The organism is Streptomyces sp. NPDC028331 (genome assembly GCF_055565775.1).
This window is the reverse complement of the sequence record NZ_JBVHTR010000001.1, coordinates 83,649-100,885: the sequence shown is the minus strand read 5'-3', so window position 1 is coordinate 100,885 and position 17,237 is coordinate 83,649. Positions and strand designations below refer to the sequence as shown.

Below are 17,237 nucleotides of genomic sequence, written 5' to 3'. Positions count from 1 at the left end.
AATGCACAGATCTCAAACGGTCAGTCCGCGCACCAGCAGATCCAGCAGTGCACACACGAACAGGGCAATGCCGATGAACCCGTTGACGCTGAAGAACGCCCGGTTGAGGCGGGTCAGGTCGTGCGGGCGGACGATCGTGTGCTCGTAGACGAAGGCGCCCGCCACGATCACCAGGCCCAGCCAGAAGAAGAAGCCGGCGCCGGTGACGACCGCGTACCAGACGAACAGCGCCGTCACGATCGCGTGGCAGACGCGGGCGCCCCGGATCGCCGCGGGGATGCCGAAGCGGGCCGGTACCGACATGACGCCGATCTCACGGTCCGTCTCCACGTCCTGGCAGGCGTAGATCAGGTCGAAGCCGCCGATCCAGATGCCGACGGCGAGGCCGAGGATCACCGCGTCCCAGTCCCACCTGCCGCTGATCGCCAGCCAGCCGCCGATCGGGCCCATCGCCTGGGCGAGGCCGAGGATGGCCTGCGGGAAGTTGGTGAACCGCTTGCCGTAGGGATACACCACCATCGGGATCACCGCGATGGGGGCGAGCGCGAGGCACAGCGGGTTCAGCAGGGCCGCGGCGCCCAGGAAGAAGACCAGGGCGACCAGCGCGCCCGTCCAGGCGTGCCGCACCGTCATCGCGCCGGTGACCAGCTCGCGGTGGGCCGTGCGCGGGTTGCGGGCGTCGATCTCGCGGTCGATGATCCGGTTCGCGGCCATGGCGAAGGTGCGCAGGCCCACCATGGCGACGGTGACGAGGAACAGCCGTCCCCAGTGGATGTTCCTGTCCCACTGGTACATCGCGGTCAGTGCGGCGATGTACGCGAAGGGCAGGGCGAAGACGGAGTGCTCGATCATCACAAGGCGCAGGAACGCCTTGGTGCGTCCGGGCTGCGGGATCGCGGCGGAGGCGCTGCTCACAGGCCGTACTCCTTCCAGCGGCGGGTCACCTTGGCCGCCGTCTCCGGGTCGGACAGGACCATGTCGGGCCAGCCGCCGTCCCTCGTGTAGCCCTCCTCGGGCCACTTCTTCGTCGCGTCGATGCCCGCCTTGCCGCCCCAGAACTGCTGGTAGGACGCGTGGTCGAGGTGGTCGACGGGGCCTTCGACGACGGTGAGGTCACGGGCGTAGTCCGTGTTGCCGAGGGCGCGCCAGGCGACCTCGTGCAGATCGTGGACGTCGCAGTCGGCGTCGACGACCACGATCAGCTTGGTGAGGGACATCATGTGCGCGCCCCAGACGGCGTGCATCACCTTCTGCGCGTGCTTGGGGTACTTCTTGTCGATCGAGACGATCGCGCAGTTGTGGAAGCCGCCCGCCTCGGGCAGGTGGTAGTCCACGATGTCCGGCACGATGATCTTCAGCAGCGGGAGGAAGAACCGTTCCGTCGCCCGGCCGAGCGGTCCGTCCTCCGTCGGCGGGCGGCCCACGACGATCGACTGGAGCAGCGGGCGGCGCCGCATGGTGACGCAGTCGATGGTCAGCGCCGGGAAGGGCTCCTGCGGGGTGTAGAAGCCGGTGTGGTCGCCGAACGGGCCCTCCGGCAGCATCTCGCCGGGCTCCAGCCAGCCCTCCAGCACCACCTCGGCGTTCGCCGGGACCTGGAGCGGCACCGTCTTGCAGTCGACCATCTCGATCCGCTTGCCCGCGATGAAGCCGGCGAACAGGTACTCGTCGATGTCGCCGGGCAGCGGCGCCGTGGCGGCGTAGGTCACGGCGGGCGGGCAGCCGAAGGCGATGGCGACCGGCAGTCTCTCCCCGCGCCGGGCCGCCACCTGGTAGTGGTTGCGGCTGTCCTTGTGGATCTGCCAGTGCATGCCGATGGTGCGCCTGTCGTGGCGCTGGAGGCGGTAGAGACCGAGGTTGCGGATCCCGGTCTCGGGGTCCTTGGTGTGGGTGAGCCCGAGGTTGAAGAAGGAGCCGCCGTCCTTGGGCCAGGTGAACAGGGCGGGCAGGGCGTCGAGGTCGACGTCGTCGCCGCGCAGCACGACTTCCTGGACGGGCGCGTCCGCGGGCTTCACCTTCCTCGGCGGCACGTGCGCCATCGCGCCGAGCTTCCCGAAGGCCTCGCGCACCCCGACGAACCCGTGCGGCAGTTCGGGCCTCAGCAGGCCGCCGATCTTCTCGGAGATCTCGTCGTACGACTTCAGGCCGAGGGACTTCAGCAGCCGCCGGTCGGTGCCGAAGACGTTCATCGCCAGGGGCATGCTCGAGCCGCGCACGTTCTCGAAGAGCAGCGCGGGACCGCCGGACTTCTGCACCCGGTCGACGATCTCCCCGACCTCCAGATAGGGGTCGACCTCGGCTTTGATGCGCTTGAGGTCTCCCTCGCGCTCCAGCGCCCGGAGCAGGGACCGAAGATCGTCGTAAGCCATGCGTCCCAGTATCGGCCACCCGCTACCCTGACCCCGTCACCGGGGCCCGTCGCACGCCCCGTCGCCGTCTCCTGGGGGATCGCACCACCATGTTCAGGTATCTGCCCTTCCTGCTGGTCCTGGCGCTGTGGATATACGCCTTCATCGACTGCCTGAACACCCCCGAGGAGCAGGTGCGCGGGCTGCCCAAGGTGGTGTGGGTCATCATCATCCTGCTCTTCGGCGAGGTGCTGGTCGGCCCGATCGCCTGGCTGGTGGCCGGCAAGCACCGCGGCCCGGTCCCGGCGCACGGCTCCACGCCTTCCGAGTGGCACCGCAACCACCGCACCACCTGGGTCGCGCCCGACGACAACCCCGAGTTCCTGAAGTCCCTGAAGGAAGAGAACAAGAAGGACGAGGCCCTGCTGAAGGACTGGGAGGCCGACCTGCGGCGCCGCGAGGAGGAGCTGCGGCGCCGGGAGCGGGGCGAGGGGCCCTCGGCCGACTGACGGGCCCCGGGACCGCGGCGTGCGCGCGGCGCCGTCGCAGACGCCGGCCGGCTGCGTCCAGGCGGTGCGCCTCAGTTCACCGTGATCGAGTCGAGCTTCTCCCGCAGATACGCGTGGGACTCCACCGGCTCGTACGCCACCCTCCCCACCGGCGCCGGAACCGACTCCACGATCGTCCCCGGGGTGCACTCGCCGAAGTAGACCAGGGACATCAGCTCCTCGGCGGGGGCGTCCACCGGCGGCGGGAGGACGCGGTGGCGGCCCGAGCGCCAGCGGTCACCCGTCCACCGGGCCATCAGGTCACCGATGTTGACGGTGAAGGCCTCCGGGTCGTAGGGGGCGTCCGCCCAGCCGCCCTCTTCCGTCCACACCTGCAGCCCGCCCTTGCCCGCCTGCCGGTCCAGGATCGTGACCGTGCCGAAGTCGGTGTGCGGGCCGATGCGGAACTGGCCCGGCTCGGGCTCGCCGACGACCTCCGTGCCGGGATACCAGTTGATGTTGAAGCCGTACGTGGGGCGGCCCATGTGCCGGGTGAAGAAGTCCGCTTCCAGGCCGAGGGCCTCGCCGAGCAGCCACAGCAGATGGTTCTCCAGTCCGGTCATCCGCGCCAGGTACTCCTCGCACAGCCCGCGCAGCTCCGGCACCTCCGCCGGCCAGACGTTCGGCGCGTACCACTCGGCGTTGACCTCCGGGTCCTCGAACGGCTCCTGTGTCGCGAAGGTCAGCGACTCCTTCAGGTCGGGCGGCGTCTCGGTGCCCTCCGCGTAGCCGTTGGCCTCCGTGCCGGGCCCGAGCCAGCCGCGCCCGCCGACCCGGGCCGCGTACTTCTCCTTGACCTCCGCCGGCAGCGTGAAGAAGGCCCGCGCGGCCTCGCGGATCCTGGCGCGCAGGGACGACTCCACGCCGTGCCCCGTGACCAGCAGGAACCCCGCGGTCTGAAGGGCCTCGTCGACGGTACGGGCGATACGCGCGCGGGCGCTGCGGTCGCCGTGCAGCCACGGCCGCAGGTCGATGGTGGGGATACGGGGATCGGTCACGGCCTCGGTCATCGTCGCTGTCCTCGTTCCGCGGACGTAGGGGCGTGTTCGTGCGGGCGGTGCACCAGTGTTCCGCCCGGCACACTCCCGCGACCACCCGTGACCCGCCTCAGCGACCGAACGATCATGTCCCGTCCGCGGCCGGAAGATTTCCGCAACCCAACGGTCATGTTGTGCCCCGGTCCGGATCAACTCCCCGTTTTGCAACGGTGGTCTGGGTATACCTCACATCTGGGTATAGCTCACAGCAGCACATCGAAGCGGACCGCGCCGGGGGGAGATGCGGTGGACGACAGACGGCTGCACGGCCGGGGGCCTCTGTTCGACGCCGAGCCGCCCGGGCTCGCCTCACGGCTCATCGGCCTGCGGCCCCACCAACTCCGCTCCTGCCCGTACGAACACGACGGCGACCTGCCGTTCGTGGTGTTCGCGGGCGGACGCGGCCTCGGCAAGAGCGCCCTGCTCGCCGAGGTGCGCGCCGCCTACCAGGGGCACACGCCGGTCGCGCTGATCGACGGTGAGGAGCCGCAGTTCGCCGGGCCCCCGCCGGAGCGGCCCGGCGAGGTCTGGTCCCCGGTCGCGCAGGCGCTGACCACCGTCGCCGAGCAGCTCGCCGAGCCCGTGACGGGCGCCCGGCGGATCGGGTTCCCGCGGCTGGCCTCCGGGCTGCTGGCGGTCGCGGCCGGCGGCTGGGGCGACCGGGACGTACCGCGCATCCGGCAGGAGGCCGAGCGGATCCTGCTGCTGAACGACTCCCGGTCCTTCCTCGACGGCTTCGCGGGCCGCTGGGTGAGCAAGGTGGTCGCCAAGCTGATCGCGTCCATGTCGAACACCGGGCCCGTCGTCGAGCCGATCATCGAGGCGACCCTGGAGTCCTTCAGCGAGGGCGTCTCCCCCACCCACCGCCGCCTGCGCAGGGCGGCCACCTGGTACCGCGACTACCCGAACGCGGGCGGCAACCCCAAGCTCGGGCTCATCCTGCTGTCCGGGCACTTCCGGGCCGGCGGCGACTCCCGCACCCACGCCGAGCGCCATCTCGTCCGGGCCCTGCTGGCCGACCTCGACGACGCCTACGCCGGTGTAGTGCAGCGCTCCCGCCGCGTCGGCCGCCCGCTGATCCTCGTCGACAACGTGCAGGAGCCCGCCGGGCGCGGCCTGCTGGAGTGCGTGCTGCGGGACCGGGCGGACGGCATCCGCGACCAGGTCGTCTTCTTCGCGGCCCTGCGCGGCCACGGCCACCCGGCGCTGCGCAACGCCGCCCGCCGCACCCTGACCGAGGTCGCCCGCACCACGGGCTGGGAACCCGGCGCCTCCCCGTCCTCCCGGGCGCTGCTCGTGTCGCTGCCGCCGCTCAAGCCCGACGACACCCTGCACATCGTGGGCGCCGTCTGCCGGGGCGTCGACGTACCGCCCCAGCTCCCGCACGCCACGCACCGGCTCACCGGCGGCAGCCCGCTCGGCATCACCCTGCTCGCCGAGTCGGCCCGGCAGAACCTGCCGCGCGGGGCCGCCTCCCTCGGCGCCCTGCTCACCGGGGACGTCACCGTCCACGACGACCACGACGGCCGCCCCGCCTACCAGGAGCTGCTGGACCGGCTGGTCCCGGGCGGCCGGCTCGACGAGCTGACCGTGCTCGCCACCGCCCACGACCGCCCGTCCGCGCTGGCGCTCGCCCGGGACCGTCTCCCGGACGACTTCGGCGCGGCCGGGGTGCTCGGGCTGGAGGAACGGCTCGCCGCCGAGGGGTGGCCGAGCGCGCCCGGCCAGTTCGTCGGGGACCCGTTCCTGCGCGCGCTGCTCCTGCTGCGGCTGCACCACCTCGACGCGGACCACGCCGAGTGGCAGGCGGCGCACCGGGCGCTCGTGGACCACTACGGCGAGCAGGGCGGGGCGGACGCCGCCCGCTACCGGCTGCACCACGAACTGGCCCTGGGCAAGGCGGACTTCGCGGTGGCCCATCTGCGCGACACCTTCGCCGGTACGGATGTCGCCACCTGGCTGTCCTCGCTCGTCTTCATCGCCTCCGCGCCCTACTTCCACGCGCACGACCCCGAGGGCCGCGACTTCCACGGCGGTCACGACCACGACGACCGGGCCGCGGTCGCGCTCGGCCGTACGGACGCCGAGCAGCGGCCGCCCCAGGGCGTGGATCCGGTCCTGCACCTGCGGGTGCGGCGGCTGCTGCACGCGGTGTGGCAGCTCACCGATCCACTGGTGCTGCCCGATGCGAAGGTGGCCGAGCGGCTGCGCTTCGAACTGGAGCAGCTTTCCAACCTGCGGCCCTCGGGCACCGCCCTGCTGTGGCGGGCCTCGCGGGACTGGCCGACGGACGCGCTGGCCGGACGGCCGCTGCGCATCCCCGGCGACGACGAGGACAACGGGGACGGGGACCGGGGATGACCGGCGTGGCGGCGGGCCGGTGCGGTCCATGGGGACGGGCCGGCCGGGATGGCCGGGGCGATCAGGGCGGTCGGGGCGGTCCGTGCGGACCGTACGAGAGCGGGGGGCGATGATGGCGGCACGCTGGTGGACCTGGCTGCGCGAGGACGTCTGGGAGATCCGTTTCCGCCGGTACACGGCGCTGCTGCTCGCCGCCGTGCTGGTGGCCGGCGCCGCGTGGGCCGTCGTCGCCTACGTCGGCCGGCAGCCCTCCTGCGCCCCGGGCGTGGCCCGCCTCGGCGACGGCGACGACTGCGTGGGCGTGTCGAGCACGGCGTACGACTTCGGGCAGCCGCGGTTCACCGACGTGGTGCGGGCGGTGTACCGGGAGAACGACCGCCTGAAGCCGGGCGGTTATGTCACCGTCGCGCTCTTCGAGCCGTTCACCGCGAGGGACCCGGACAGTGTCGACGACACGCTGCACGAGCTCCAGGGTGCCTACCTCGCCCAGTACCGGGCCAACCACGACGCCACCGGCGAGACCCCTCAGATCCGGCTGGTGCTCGCCAACACCGGCCGGGACGGCACCTACTGGCCGCGGGTGGTCGACCGGCTGACGCAGATGACCGAGGGCGCCGACCGGCTGCGGGCGGTGACCGGGATAGGGCTGAGCACCGACAACAACCGGGCCGCCGTCAAGGAGCTGACCCATCGCGGCATCCCGGTCGTCGGCTCCTCCATCACCGCGGACAGCCTCGCCAACGGGGCCGACGGCAAGGACCCCTACCCCGGGCTCGCCCGTGTCGCCCCCACCAACAGCGACTCGGCCCGCGCGCTCGCCTCCTTCGCCCGGGTCTCCGGGGGCAGGGCGCTGCTGGTGTACGACAAGCCGGGCGACCCGTACACGCGCACCCTGGAAAGCGCCTTCGAGAAGCTGGTGGCCGGGTCGCCGTACCAGGCGCAGCCGTTCACACCACCCGCGGACCGCACGCAGGAGGGCACGACCGCGAACCAGTTCCGGCAGATCACCCAACTGGTGTGCGACACCCCGAAGTCCACGGACACGATCCTGTTCGCCGGGCGCCACACCCAGCTCCGGCAGTTCGTCAACGCGCTCGGCGCGCGCGGCTGCATGGACCACCGGCTCACCGTGCTCACGGGCGACGAGGGCTCGTACCTCAACGGGGACCAGCGGCTCGACTGGAAGGCCCTCACGCGGAACCTGTCCGTGCGCTACACCGCGCTCGCGCATCCCGACGCGTGGAAGAAGGAGACGGCGCGGACGGGGGGCAGCGCGGCGGACGCGCAGGAGCTGGACGGTCTGATCGCGCGCGGTGCGAAGCAGCCGGTGGGTCCCATCGGGCCGGTGGACCTGGCCGACGGGCAGCTCATCATCGCGTACGACGCCATGCGGCTCGCGGTGCAGGGGCTGCGGGAGGCGACGCCGACCGGCGACTCGGGTCCGGCGCTGACGGACGTGGTGAACGAGTGGGCGTTCATGAAGGGCTCGCACCGGGTGGACGGGGCGAGCGGATGGATCTGCCTCGACGTGCACGGCAACCCGTACGACAAGGCCGTGCCGATCGTGGAACTCACCCCGTCCGGGGGCGCGCGGTTCGTACGGATCGCCTGGCCGGAGGGCCGCCCACCGGCCAAGGAGTGCCTGCCGCCCGCCTGAGCCCTGCCGGCATCAGGACAGGGACCCCAGCAGGCGTTCGAACCGTTCCCGCCAGCCGGGGTCCCTGTCCTCGCCGCTCTCGTGCGTGAACCGGACCGTCGTCCCCGTCGGACGGCCCGGCTCCAGGTGGAAGCGGATACGGCCCCGGCCCCGCACCGTGTACTCGGCGACCCGTTCCACGTCCCACGCCGTGATCCGGCCCTCGGCCGGGCCGTCCGGGAGCCGCAGACCCACGGCCCCGCCGAGCCGTGGTTCGAACGGATCCGCCGGGGCGAGCCACTCCGCAAGGCCCGCGGCGGAGGCCAGCACCGGCCAGACCTCCTCCACGGGGCGGGGCAGACGCAGCAGGTAGTGCCGTACGTACGTGTCCCCCCGGTGCTCCGCGGTGCCCTCTTCGATGGGATCGGTCATGACACCAGCGTGGCCCGCCCGGGGATGTTCCGCACGCGTTGCGGGAGCCCGCCCGCGTGGACCGCGAAGGCCGGTTCCCGTGATCCGTGTCAGGGGAACCGGCCTTCGCCGCAGGGGACTCAGACGCCCGCGTAGGAGTGCTTGCCGCCGACGAAGATGTTCACGCCGTAGTAGTTGAACAGCCAGCAGCCGAAGGCGATGAGCGCGATGTACGCCGCCTTGCGGCCCTTCCAGCCGGCCGTGGAGCGGGCGTGCAGGTAGCAGGCGTAGGCGACCCAGGTGATGAACGCCCAGGTCTCCTTGGGGTCCCAGCCCCAGTAGCGGCCCCAGGCCGACTCCGCCCAGATGGCGCCCGCGATGATCGTGAACGTCCACAGCGGGAAGACGGCGGCGTTCACGCGGTAGGAGAACTTGTCGAGGGTCGCGGAGGAGGGCAGCCGTTCCAGGACGGAGGTGGCGAAGGTGCCGGGCTTGCCGCCGCTCGCGAGCTTGCTCTCGTAGGAGTCCTTGAACAGGTACAGGAGCGTGCCGACCGCGCCGACGTAGAAGACCGCGCCGCAGACGATCGCGGTGGAGACGTGGATGTACAGCCAGTACGAGTGCAGGGCCGGGACGAGCTGGTCGCTCGCCGTGTAGAGGACGGTGACCGCGAGGCCCAGGTCGAGCAGGACGGTGGTGGTGAGGAAGAGGCCGAGCCACCGCACGTTCTTCTTCAGCGCCAGCAGCGTGAGGTACACGCCGACGGCGACCGTCGAGAAGGTGATGTTGAACTCGTACATGTTGCCCCACGGCGCCCGCTGCACGGAGGCCGCGCGGGCGATCACGCCGACGAACTCGACGAGGAAGGCGAGCACGGTGAGGGAGACGGCGATACGGCCGTAGAGGTCGCCCTGCTCGTCGCCGCCGTGGGCGCCGGGACCGTCCGGCACGTCACGGGCGCCGGCCGCGGCCCGGGTGACGACCTTGGGCCGCTCCAGGACCGCGGTGCCGCCGGCCTTGTTGACCGTGACCGCGGGGGCTGCGGCCTTCCGCCCGGCGTCGGCGGTGAGCGCGGCGGCCGTGCGCGCGACCTTGCTGCGGCTGCCGAAGAGCCATTCGGCGATGTACGCGAAGAAGGCCAGGGTGTAGACGGCCATCGCGGAGTAGATCAGCACGTTGCTGAGGTTCGCGAGGTGTTCGTTGGTGGCGGTGGCGAGGGTCACTTTTTCTGAGCCCCTTCAGCGGCAGGTACGGGGGTTGCGGCGTCCGGCTCCTGTTCGGGGTCGGCGTCTGGGGTCGTGTCGTCGGCGGACTCGCCGGTCTTCGTGGGCGCGTGCTCGTGGACGAGCGCGGCCAGGTCGCCGAGTTCCTCGGGCACCTTCGCGGACTCGCTGCGGCCGAGGCCCGCCATCTCCACGACGGTGACGCCGTCGGCGCCGGTCGTCGCGCGCACCCACACGCGGCGGCGCTGGATGAACAGCGAGGCGGCCAGGCCGAAGATCGCGGCGACCGCGCCGCCGAGCGCCCAGGTGGTGCCGGGCTGCTGCACCACCTGGAAGCCGGCCCACTGCTTGATCTGCTTGTCGAAGGTGATCGAGCCGTTGCCGCCGGGCAGCTTCATGGTCTCGCCGGGCAGCAGCCGGGCCTTGACGATGTCGCCCTTGGCGTCCTTGTACGGCTTCAGCCCCCGGGCCTTGGTGTCGAGCTGGTACACGTTCTGCGGGATGCCCGCGTTGACGCCCAGGTCGCCGTGGTACGCGGACAGCGCGAGCACCGGGTAGTCGAGCGCCGGGAACTGGGAGAACATCGTGCCCTGGCCGGCGCCCGCGAAGGTCGGCACGAAGAACGCGGGGAAGCCGAGCTGCTCGGTCTGGCCCTGGGCGTTCCTGTAGCCGTCGAGGACCTTGACGGCGCCCTGCGAGGTCTCGTTGGAGTCGATCGGCAGCAGCGGCACGGCGTCATGGAAGACGACGTTCCCCTTGCCGTCGCGGACGGTGACGACGGGCGCGTAGCCGTGGCTGACCAGGTAGACCTTGGCGTCTCCGATCGACAACGGCTCGTTGACCTTGATGGTGGTCTTCTTGTCCTTGCCGTAGGCGCCCAGGCTGTAGGTGATGTCGGCCTGGAAGGTGCGCGGGGTGCCCTTGTTGGGGCCGCTGCGCTCATAGGTGCCGGTGAACTTGTTCAGGGTGAAGCTGAACGGCACCAGGTTGTCGTCGGTGAAGAGGTTGCCGGACTTGAAGTCGTCGTACTGGGTGAGGGTGTTGGAGAATCCGCCGCCCTCGACGATCAGCTTGTTGCCCTCGGTCTTGTAGAGCTGGCCCCAGGCGAAGGCGACCAGCAGCACGACCAGCGCGATGTGGAAGACCAGGTTGCCGGCCTCGCGCAGGTAGCCCTTCTCGGCGGCCACCGCGTCCCCGGCGACATGCGCGCGGAAGCGGCGGCGCCCCAGCACCGCGAGCGCGGCCTCGCGGACCTGCTCGGGGTCGGCGTCGGTGCGCCAGGTCGCGTACGCGGGCAGCCGGGTGAGCCGTTTGGGAGCGGCCGGGGGACGGCCCCTGAGCTGGCCGACGAACTGCCAGGTGCGCGGGATGATGCAGCCGATGAGCGAGATGAACAGCAGGATGTAGATCGCGGAGAACCACACCGAGCTGTAGACGTGGAACAGGCCGAGCTTGTCGTAGATCTCGCCGAGCGTCTTGTGCGAGGTCTTGAAGTCCTGGACCTTCAGCGCGTTCTGGCCGGTCTGCGGGATCAGCGAGCCGGGGACCGCGGCGAGCGACAGCAGGAACAGCAGGATCAGCGCGACCCGCATGGAGGTGAGCTGCCGCCAGAACCAGCGGGTCCAGCCGATGGTCTCCCGCGCGGTCCAGGTGATCCAGCCCCGGGCGCCGGGGGCGCGGGAGCCGCCGAAGGAGCCGGGCATGGCCGTCTCGACGGGGGCGGTGGACAGTTGGGAGCCGGCCTCGCCGAGGTCGGGTTCACCGCCCTGCGCCAGGATCTCGGGGGTCTCTTCACTGTGCACGTCGGTGCTCCGTGTGTCGCTCATGGATCAGACCCCCACGGTGAAGCCGTCGGACCAGCTCTGCATCTGCTGCACGATGCCGTCCCAGGCGCCGGTGAGCAGCAGCAGCCCGGTCGCGATCATCATGCCGCCCCCGATGCGCATCACCCACTGGTAGTGCCGCTTGACCCAGCCGAACGCGCCGAGCGCCTTGCGGAAGGCCACGGCGGCGAGCACGAAGGGCACGCCGAGACCGAGGCAGTAGGCGACGGTGAGGAGGGCGCCGCGGCCTGCGCTGCCCTGGTCGGAGGAGAGCATCAGCACCGAGGACAGGGTCGGGCCGATGCACGGGGTCCAGCCGATGCCGAACAGCGCGCCCAGCACGGGAGCGCTGACCAGTCCGGCCACGGGCCGCCTGTGGAGGCGGAACTCCCGCTGCGTGAACCAGGGCATCGCCCCCATGAAGAAGAGCCCCATGAGGATCATGAAGACGCCCAGCACTTTGGACAGGACGCCCTTGTGTTCCTGCAGCGTCGAGCCGAAGAACCCGAACAGCGCCCCGCTGGAGACGAAGACGGCGGTGAAGCCGAGCACGAACAGGGAGGCGCCCGCGACCATCCGCCCGCGCCGGGCCTCGGCGAGGTCGGTGCCGGTGACGCCGGTCACGTACGACAGGTAGCCGGGGACGAGCGGCAGGACGCACGGGGAGAAGAAGGAGACGAGCCCGCCGAGCAGGGCGACGGGGAGGGCGACCAGCAGGGCTCCGTTGAGCACCGTGCCGTTGTAGCCCTCGGCGGCGAGTGTGGAGACGTCCGTCACGTCACTTCTCCGCGACGACCGGGTCGAGCATCTCGCGCAGTTTGTCCTCGGTGAGGGCCTGCAGCGTGCGCGCGGCGATCTTCCCGTCCCGGTCGATGACCAGCGTGGACGGGATCGCCTGCGGGTTGAGCGTGCCCTTCTTGAAGCGGAGCATCAGCTTGCCGGTCGGGTCGTACAGGCTCGGGTACGTCACCCCGTACTGCTGCTCGAAGGCGCGGGCCGGGCCGGTGCTGGTGTCGCGGGTGTTGATGCCGACGAACTGGACGCCCTTGCTCGCGGTCTCCTTGGCGACCTGGACGAAGTTGGGCGCCTCGGCGCGGCAGGGCGGGCACCAGGAGCCCCAGACGTTGATGACGACGACCTTGCCCTTGTAGTCGGCGACGTCGAGGTGCTTGCCGTCGACGGTGGTGCCGGACAGGTCGGGGGCGTCGGCCCGCTCGCCCTTCTTGACGGTCGCGATGCCGTCCTTGCCCATGACGAAGTTGGTGTTGCCGGAGCCCCCCGAGGTGCCGCCCGACCCGCAGGCGGACAGGACGAGCGCCGCGACGGCGGCCCCGGCGGTGGCCAGGACGGCGCGTCGGCGGCTGCGGCTACGGGTGCGGTTCAGGCGCTGGGGGGCGCGGCAGGCGGCACTCATGTGAAAAGTTTCGCATGTCCGTTCCGGGGATCTTGCGCACCCCCCTTGTGGGCCGAAACCCGCATTTCAGGCAGGGTTCGAGGAGCTGCCCGAGGTGGTCTTGCCGGTGCCCTTGCCGGTGCCGGAGGTCTCGGAGAGGAACGTCTTCCAGCCACCGGCCGGCGCCTGGCCGACGCCGAGCGTGCGCAGCTTGGCCAGCACCTCGGGCCTCTGGACGTCGATCCAGTCGGTGAACTGCCGGAAGGAGACGAGCCGGACGTCGGCGCCCTTCTCCTTCTCGCGTGCGATGTGCTTGAACGCGTCTTCGACGGCGTCCATGTAGATGCCGCCGTTCCAGTGCTCGAAGTGGTTGCCTATGAAGAACGGCGCCCGATTCGTCTCATACGCCCGCTTGAAGCCCGATATGTACGCCTGGGCTGCCTGCTGGCGCCAGCCCGGGTAGTTGTACGCGGGCGCCTTCGTGGAGTTTCCGGACTGGTTGGCCATGATGTTGTAGTCCATCGACAGCACCTGGAAGCTGTGGCCCGGGAACGGAATCGCCTGGAGCGGGTAGTCCCAGAGCCCGTGCCGCTTCGTCGGCCACACCTGGTTGCCGCCGGGCGAGGAGGCGTCGTAGCGCCAGCCCAGCTCACGGGCGGTGGGCAGCAGGTTGTCCTGGCCCAGCAGACACGGCGTACGGCCGCCGACCAGCTCCTTCTCGTAGTCGAAGGGCAGGGGCGGCAGGTCGTGCCAGCCGGTGTTGGTCTTCCACTCCTTGACGAAGGCCTTGGCCTGGTCGATCTCGCTGCGCCACTGCTTGGGCGTCCACCACTTGACCGAGCCGTGAGCCTCGCCACAGAAGTGGCCGTTGAAGTGGGTGCCTATCTCGTGGCCTTCGAGCCAGGCCCTGCGGACGTTCGTCAGCGTGGCCTTGATGTGGTCGTCGCTGAGGTAGCCGATGTCGGAGGCGCCCGGCGCGTTGTTCGGCGGCAGGTACTTGCGCTTCTTCGACTCCGGCAGCAGGTAGAGCCCGGAGAGGAAGAACGTCATGTGCGCGCCGTGCTCCTTGGCGAGTTCCAGGAAGCGCGGGAAGAGGCCGTTGCCGACCTCCCCGGCACCGTCCCAGGAGAAGACCACGAACTGCGGAGGAGTCTGGCCCGGCTCCAGCGGCACCGGCTTGTCCGGCTGGTGCGGCTGCTTGCCGGTGTCGGCGGTGGAGCCGTCACCCAGCGGACGCGCGGTGGCCGAGGGGCTGTTGCTCGGATCGCCGGAGCCGTCGGATCCCCCCTTGCCGGAACCATGGGCCGGACTCGCACCGTTGTGCTGGCTACCGCACGCGGCGAGTCCCATCGCCGCCGCAGCGCCCGCCCCGAGTCCTATCAGTCCCCGTCGGCTGATCTCCCGCATTCCGTCCCCATCTCATAGCGCCCTCTCAGTGGTCGCACAGTGAGAGGGCGCGATGGAGAGCCAGGTTCCGTGGAAACCGTATACCTGTAAGGGATTTTACGAAGATACGGCCTGATGACCGGACTGAATACGTCTTGTGACGAAGGGGACGCCGGGCCGTAAACCGTAGGGCGTCGAACGTTGGCCCCGGCCCGCTCTCAGGCCCCGAACGCCTTGCCGTTGCCCGCGCCCGCCTTGCCCTTCGCCGGCTTGGCGCCCGCGCGCAGATGCGGCGGCACCAGATCGCGGGCCGGCTCGGTGTAACCCACCGACACGATCTTGTCCCCCTGGTACGTGAACGTGGTGAGGGAGGCGAGCGTGCACTGGCGCCTGCGCGGGTCGTGCCACAGCCGCCGCCGCTCGACGAAGCTGCGCACGATCCAGATCGGGAGCTGGTGGCTGACGCACACGGCCTCGTGCCCGCGCGCGGCGTCCTTGGCGGCGTTCAGCGCCGCCATCATCCGCACCACCTGCTCCACGTACGGCTCGCCCCAGGACGGCTTGAACGGGTTGAGGACGTGCTTCCAGTTCGCGGGCCGCCGAAGCGCCCCGTCCCCGATCCCGAAGGTCTTGCCCTGGAACACGTTCTCGGCCTCGATGAGCCGCTCGTCGGTCGCGAGGTCGAGGCCGTGCGCCTTGGCGATCGGGGTGGCCGTCTCCTGCGCGCGCTCCAGCGGGGAGGAGACGACGTAGGTGATGTCCCGGGAGGACAGGTGCTCGGCGACCCGCTCGGCCATCTGCCGGCCCAGCTCGGAGAGGTGGTAGCCGGGCAGTCTCCCGTACAGGACCCCGTCCGGGTTGGCGACCTCGCCGTGCCGCATCAGGTGGACGACTGTGATGTCACTCATGCCGCGGTCGCCTCCGCTGCTGCCCGGGCCGCCGCCGGAAGGGCGTCGGCGATCCGCTGGACGGCCCGCTCGTCGTGCGCGGTGGAGACGAACCAGGACTCGAACGAGGAGGGCGGCAGGTAGACGCCCTGCGACAGGAGGGAGTGGAAGAACGCCGTGAACCGGAAGGACTCCTGTGCCTTGGCGTCCTCGTAGTTGCGCACCGGCCGGTCGGTGAAGAACACGGAAAACATGTTCGAGGCGTTCTGCACCTGGTGGGCCACGCCCTCCTTGCCGAGCGCCTCCGTGACGAGCGTGCGGATCTCGGCCGAGACGGCGTTGACCTTGTCGTACGCGGCGTCGTCGAGCAGCCGGAGCTGGGCGAGGCCGGCGGCGGTGGCGACCGGGTTCCCGGAGAGGGTCCCGGCCTGGTAGACGGGCCCGGCCGGCGCGAGGTGCGCCATGACGTCCTTGCGGCCGCCGAACGCGGCGGCGGGGAAACCGCCGCCCATGACCTTGCCGAACGTCATCAGGTCGGGCTCGACCCCGTCGACGCCGTACCAGCCGGCCCTGCTGGTGCGGAACCCGGTCATGACCTCGTCGGAGATGTACAGGGCGCCGTTCTCCCTGCAGAGGTCCTTGAGCCCCTGGTTGAACCCGGGCAGCGGCGGGACGACGCCCATGTTCCCCGGGGACGCCTCGGTGATCACGCAGGCGATCTCACCAGGGTGGGCGGCGAAGGCGGTGCGGACGGCGTCGAGGTCGTTGTAAGGGAGGACGATGGTGTCGCCGGCCTGGGCGCCGGTGACACCGGGGGTGTCGGGCAGCGCGAACGTGGCCACACCACTGCCCGCCGCGGCCAGCAGCGCATCGACATGCCCGTGATAACAACCGGCGAACTTGATCACCTTGGACCGCTGGGTGAACCCGCGGGCGAGCCGGATGGCGGACATGGTGGCCTCGGTGCCGCTGGAGACGAGCCGGACCTGCTCGACGGGCGCGACCCGGGCGACGATCTCCTCGGCGAGCGCGACCTCGCCCTCACCGGGCGTACCGAAGGAGGTACCGCGGGCGACGGCCTCCTGGACGGCGGCGACGACCTCCGGGTGGGAGTGCCCGAGGATCATGGGCCCCCACGAACAGACGAGATCGACGTATTCGCGTCCGTCGGCATCGGTCAGATAAGGACCGGTACCGGACACCATGAACCGGGGCGTACCGCCCACGGCGCGGAAGGCGCGCACCGGAGAGTTCACGCCGCCGGGCGTGACGGCCGCCGCGCGCTCGAAAAGAGTCTGCGAAACTGGGGCTTCGTACGGATAGCTCACACTAACCATGGTGTCAGAGGCCTCGAAGATCGTGCGGACAGGTGGCTGCACGCACGTTTCGGCGGGCGGCCGCGGGGGAGGTCACTGACACGATGATCGGGTTGCGCGACGGGGACCACGGGTCCTAGAGAAGCAGTCGGGTGGAGATATGCATCGCGGTGGCGGACTGGGCGAGGGGACCGATGACCTGGGTCCTCGGCGTGCCCGGCGGGGAAGGCACCGGCGCGACGCGGAGGACACGAGCGAGACACGTCATACTCAGGGTTCGCAGAACGGACCTGGTGGAACCGGTGGGCCGGGCGGACCTGAGCGGATCGACCGGCTGACGCGTATGGATGGCATGGACCATGCGAACCGTAGGCGGGATCGATTCGGTGCAGGAAGCGGGAATGGTGGTCGGGTGGGGGTGACGTACAAGTACTTCGGCGCGCCGGACGGCGCCACGGCGGCCCGCGTCCCGATCTCCATGCGACCCGAGGAGCTGGGCGGCGACGAGCTCGGCATGGGCGGCATGTTCACCAAGATCAAGCCGGAGACGATGGCGGCGATGGTCCTCACGGGCATCGAGGGCGTCCCGCTGCACAAGGTCCCGCCGCTGGAACTGGTGGTCCTGCACCCCGACTACGCGGTCGTCAAACTCCCCATGACGGTCGTGGACCCGCTGCGCGGCATCGGCGAGGAGCAGGTGGGCGCGGCGGCCTTCATCTGGTCGACGGTGCCGGACCGGGGCGGACCGCGGGACGCGTTCAACGTGTACCAGTTGCTGCACGAGTGGCAGGACTTCAGCCATCGGCTGCATGAGGCGGGGCATCAGCCTTATTGCCTTGTGTGGCCGTGAGCTGGGGTTTCGCAGGGT

General features: G+C 70.7%; 15 protein-coding genes. 4 read left to right on the top strand and 11 right to left on the bottom strand.

From position 1 onward, the window contains the following. Window positions 1-12: 12 nt before the first annotated feature. Together mqnP and ACZ4SW_RS00460 are read right to left on the bottom strand one after the other, a co-directional pair. Window positions 13-915 (bottom strand): menaquinone biosynthesis prenyltransferase MqnP, encoded by a 903-nt coding sequence (mqnP, locus tag ACZ4SW_RS00465; RefSeq protein ID WP_468235968.1) that lies wholly within the window; start codon window positions 913-915, stop codon window positions 13-15. Further along, entirely contained in the window at window positions 912-2,369 is a 1,458-nt protein-coding gene (locus ACZ4SW_RS00460; RefSeq protein WP_468235965.1) for a menaquinone biosynthesis decarboxylase, read from the bottom strand. Before ACZ4SW_RS00460 ends, mqnP begins: the two co-directional genes overlap by 4 nt. A gap of 89 nt (window positions 2,370-2,458) precedes the next feature. Here ACZ4SW_RS00460 and ACZ4SW_RS00455 point away from each other — a divergent pair, with 89 nt between their 5' ends. Then, entirely contained in the window at window positions 2,459-2,857 is a 399-nt protein-coding gene (locus ACZ4SW_RS00455) for a PLD nuclease N-terminal domain-containing protein (RefSeq protein ID WP_468235963.1), read from the top strand. Between the two features lie 71 nt (window positions 2,858-2,928). Here the strand turns inward: ACZ4SW_RS00455 and ACZ4SW_RS00450 are convergent, their stop codons facing one another. After that, window positions 2,929-3,906, bottom strand: a complete 978-nt coding sequence (locus tag ACZ4SW_RS00450; RefSeq protein WP_468235960.1) for an isopenicillin N synthase family dioxygenase — start codon at window positions 3,904-3,906, stop codon at window positions 2,929-2,931. Between the two features lie 273 nt (window positions 3,907-4,179). On the opposite strand from ACZ4SW_RS00450, the gene ACZ4SW_RS00445 reads away from it, so the two are divergent. Further along, window positions 4,180-6,294 carry a hypothetical protein gene (locus tag ACZ4SW_RS00445; protein ID WP_468235958.1) on the top strand — a complete coding sequence of 705 codons (2,115 nt, stop codon included), beginning with the start codon at window positions 4,180-4,182 and terminating at the stop codon, window positions 6,292-6,294. Window positions 6,295-6,406: 112 nt separating this feature from the next. Next, window positions 6,407-7,951 (top strand): hypothetical protein, encoded by a 1,545-nt coding sequence (locus ACZ4SW_RS00440; protein ID WP_468236676.1) that lies wholly within the window; start codon window positions 6,407-6,409, stop codon window positions 7,949-7,951. A gap of 12 nt (window positions 7,952-7,963) precedes the next feature. Here the strand turns inward: ACZ4SW_RS00440 and ACZ4SW_RS00435 are convergent, their stop codons facing one another. The 8 genes from ACZ4SW_RS00435 to hemL form a co-directional block, all read right to left on the bottom strand. Then, window positions 7,964-8,362 (bottom strand): SRPBCC domain-containing protein, encoded by a 399-nt coding sequence (locus ACZ4SW_RS00435; protein ID WP_468235956.1) that lies wholly within the window; start codon window positions 8,360-8,362, stop codon window positions 7,964-7,966. 119 nt (window positions 8,363-8,481) lie between these two features. After that, a complete protein-coding gene (ccsB, locus tag ACZ4SW_RS00430) occupies window positions 8,482-9,564 on the bottom strand; it encodes a c-type cytochrome biogenesis protein CcsB (RefSeq protein WP_468235953.1) in 1,083 nt (360 codons plus the stop codon). Continuing rightward, window positions 9,561-11,390: a cytochrome c biogenesis protein ResB gene (gene resB / locus ACZ4SW_RS00425; RefSeq protein ID WP_468235951.1), complete on the bottom strand. Its 1,830-nt coding sequence runs from the start codon at window positions 11,388-11,390 to the stop codon at window positions 9,561-9,563. Before resB ends, ccsB begins: the two co-directional genes overlap by 4 nt. 3 nt (window positions 11,391-11,393) lie before the next feature. Further along, entirely contained in the window at window positions 11,394-12,164 is a 771-nt protein-coding gene (locus ACZ4SW_RS00420; protein ID WP_468235949.1) for a cytochrome c biogenesis CcdA family protein, read from the bottom strand. Window position 12,165: 1 nt separating this feature from the next. Next, entirely contained in the window at window positions 12,166-12,801 is a 636-nt protein-coding gene (locus tag ACZ4SW_RS00415; RefSeq protein WP_468235946.1) for a TlpA family protein disulfide reductase, read from the bottom strand. A 66-nt stretch (window positions 12,802-12,867) separates the two neighbouring features. After that, the gene (locus tag ACZ4SW_RS00410; RefSeq protein ID WP_468235944.1) at window positions 12,868-14,187 is read right to left on the bottom strand and encodes a polysaccharide deacetylase family protein; all 1,320 of its coding nucleotides are present in this window, start codon (window positions 14,185-14,187) and stop codon (window positions 12,868-12,870) included. A 197-nt stretch (window positions 14,188-14,384) separates the two neighbouring features. Further along, window positions 14,385-15,074, bottom strand: a complete 690-nt coding sequence (locus tag ACZ4SW_RS00405; protein WP_468235942.1) for a histidine phosphatase family protein — start codon at window positions 15,072-15,074, stop codon at window positions 14,385-14,387. Next, window positions 15,071-16,390 (bottom strand): glutamate-1-semialdehyde 2,1-aminomutase, encoded by a 1,320-nt coding sequence (gene hemL / locus ACZ4SW_RS00400; protein ID WP_468236673.1) that lies wholly within the window; start codon window positions 16,388-16,390, stop codon window positions 15,071-15,073. Before hemL ends, ACZ4SW_RS00405 begins: the two co-directional genes overlap by 4 nt. A 139-nt stretch (window positions 16,391-16,529) precedes the next feature. Between hemL and ACZ4SW_RS00395 the strand changes: the two genes are divergently transcribed. Next, a complete protein-coding gene (locus tag ACZ4SW_RS00395) occupies window positions 16,530-17,219 on the top strand; it encodes a hypothetical protein (RefSeq protein WP_468235939.1) in 690 nt (229 codons plus the stop codon). The last annotated feature ends 18 nt before the right edge of the window (window positions 17,220-17,237 follow it).

Coding starts and splice junctions, on each gene's coding strand:
- ACZ4SW_RS00450 (WP_468235960.1), bottom strand. CDS start 3,906: ATGACCGAGGCCGTGACCGATCCCCGTATCCCCACCATCGACCTGCGG.
- ACZ4SW_RS00435 (WP_468235956.1), bottom strand. CDS start 8,362: ATGACCGATCCCATCGAAGAGGGCACCGCGGAGCACCGGGGGGACACG.
- ACZ4SW_RS00460 (WP_468235965.1), bottom strand. CDS start 2,369: ATGGCTTACGACGATCTTCGGTCCCTGCTCCGGGCGCTGGAGCGCGAG.
- ACZ4SW_RS00440 (WP_468236676.1), top strand. CDS start 6,407: ATGGCGGCACGCTGGTGGACCTGGCTGCGCGAGGACGTCTGGGAGATC.
- ACZ4SW_RS00415 (WP_468235946.1), bottom strand. CDS start 12,801: ATGAGTGCCGCCTGCCGCGCCCCCCAGCGCCTGAACCGCACCCGTAGC.
- hemL (WP_468236673.1), bottom strand. CDS start 16,390: ATGGTTAGTGTGAGCTATCCGTACGAAGCCCCAGTTTCGCAGACTCTT.
- ACZ4SW_RS00410 (WP_468235944.1), bottom strand. CDS start 14,187: ATGCGGGAGATCAGCCGACGGGGACTGATAGGACTCGGGGCGGGCGCT.
- ACZ4SW_RS00395 (WP_468235939.1), top strand. CDS start 16,530: ATGCATCGCGGTGGCGGACTGGGCGAGGGGACCGATGACCTGGGTCCT.
- resB (WP_468235951.1), bottom strand. CDS start 11,390: ATGAGCGACACACGGAGCACCGACGTGCACAGTGAAGAGACCCCCGAG.
- ACZ4SW_RS00405 (WP_468235942.1), bottom strand. CDS start 15,074: ATGAGTGACATCACAGTCGTCCACCTGATGCGGCACGGCGAGGTCGCC.
- ACZ4SW_RS00455 (WP_468235963.1), top strand. CDS start 2,459: ATGTTCAGGTATCTGCCCTTCCTGCTGGTCCTGGCGCTGTGGATATAC.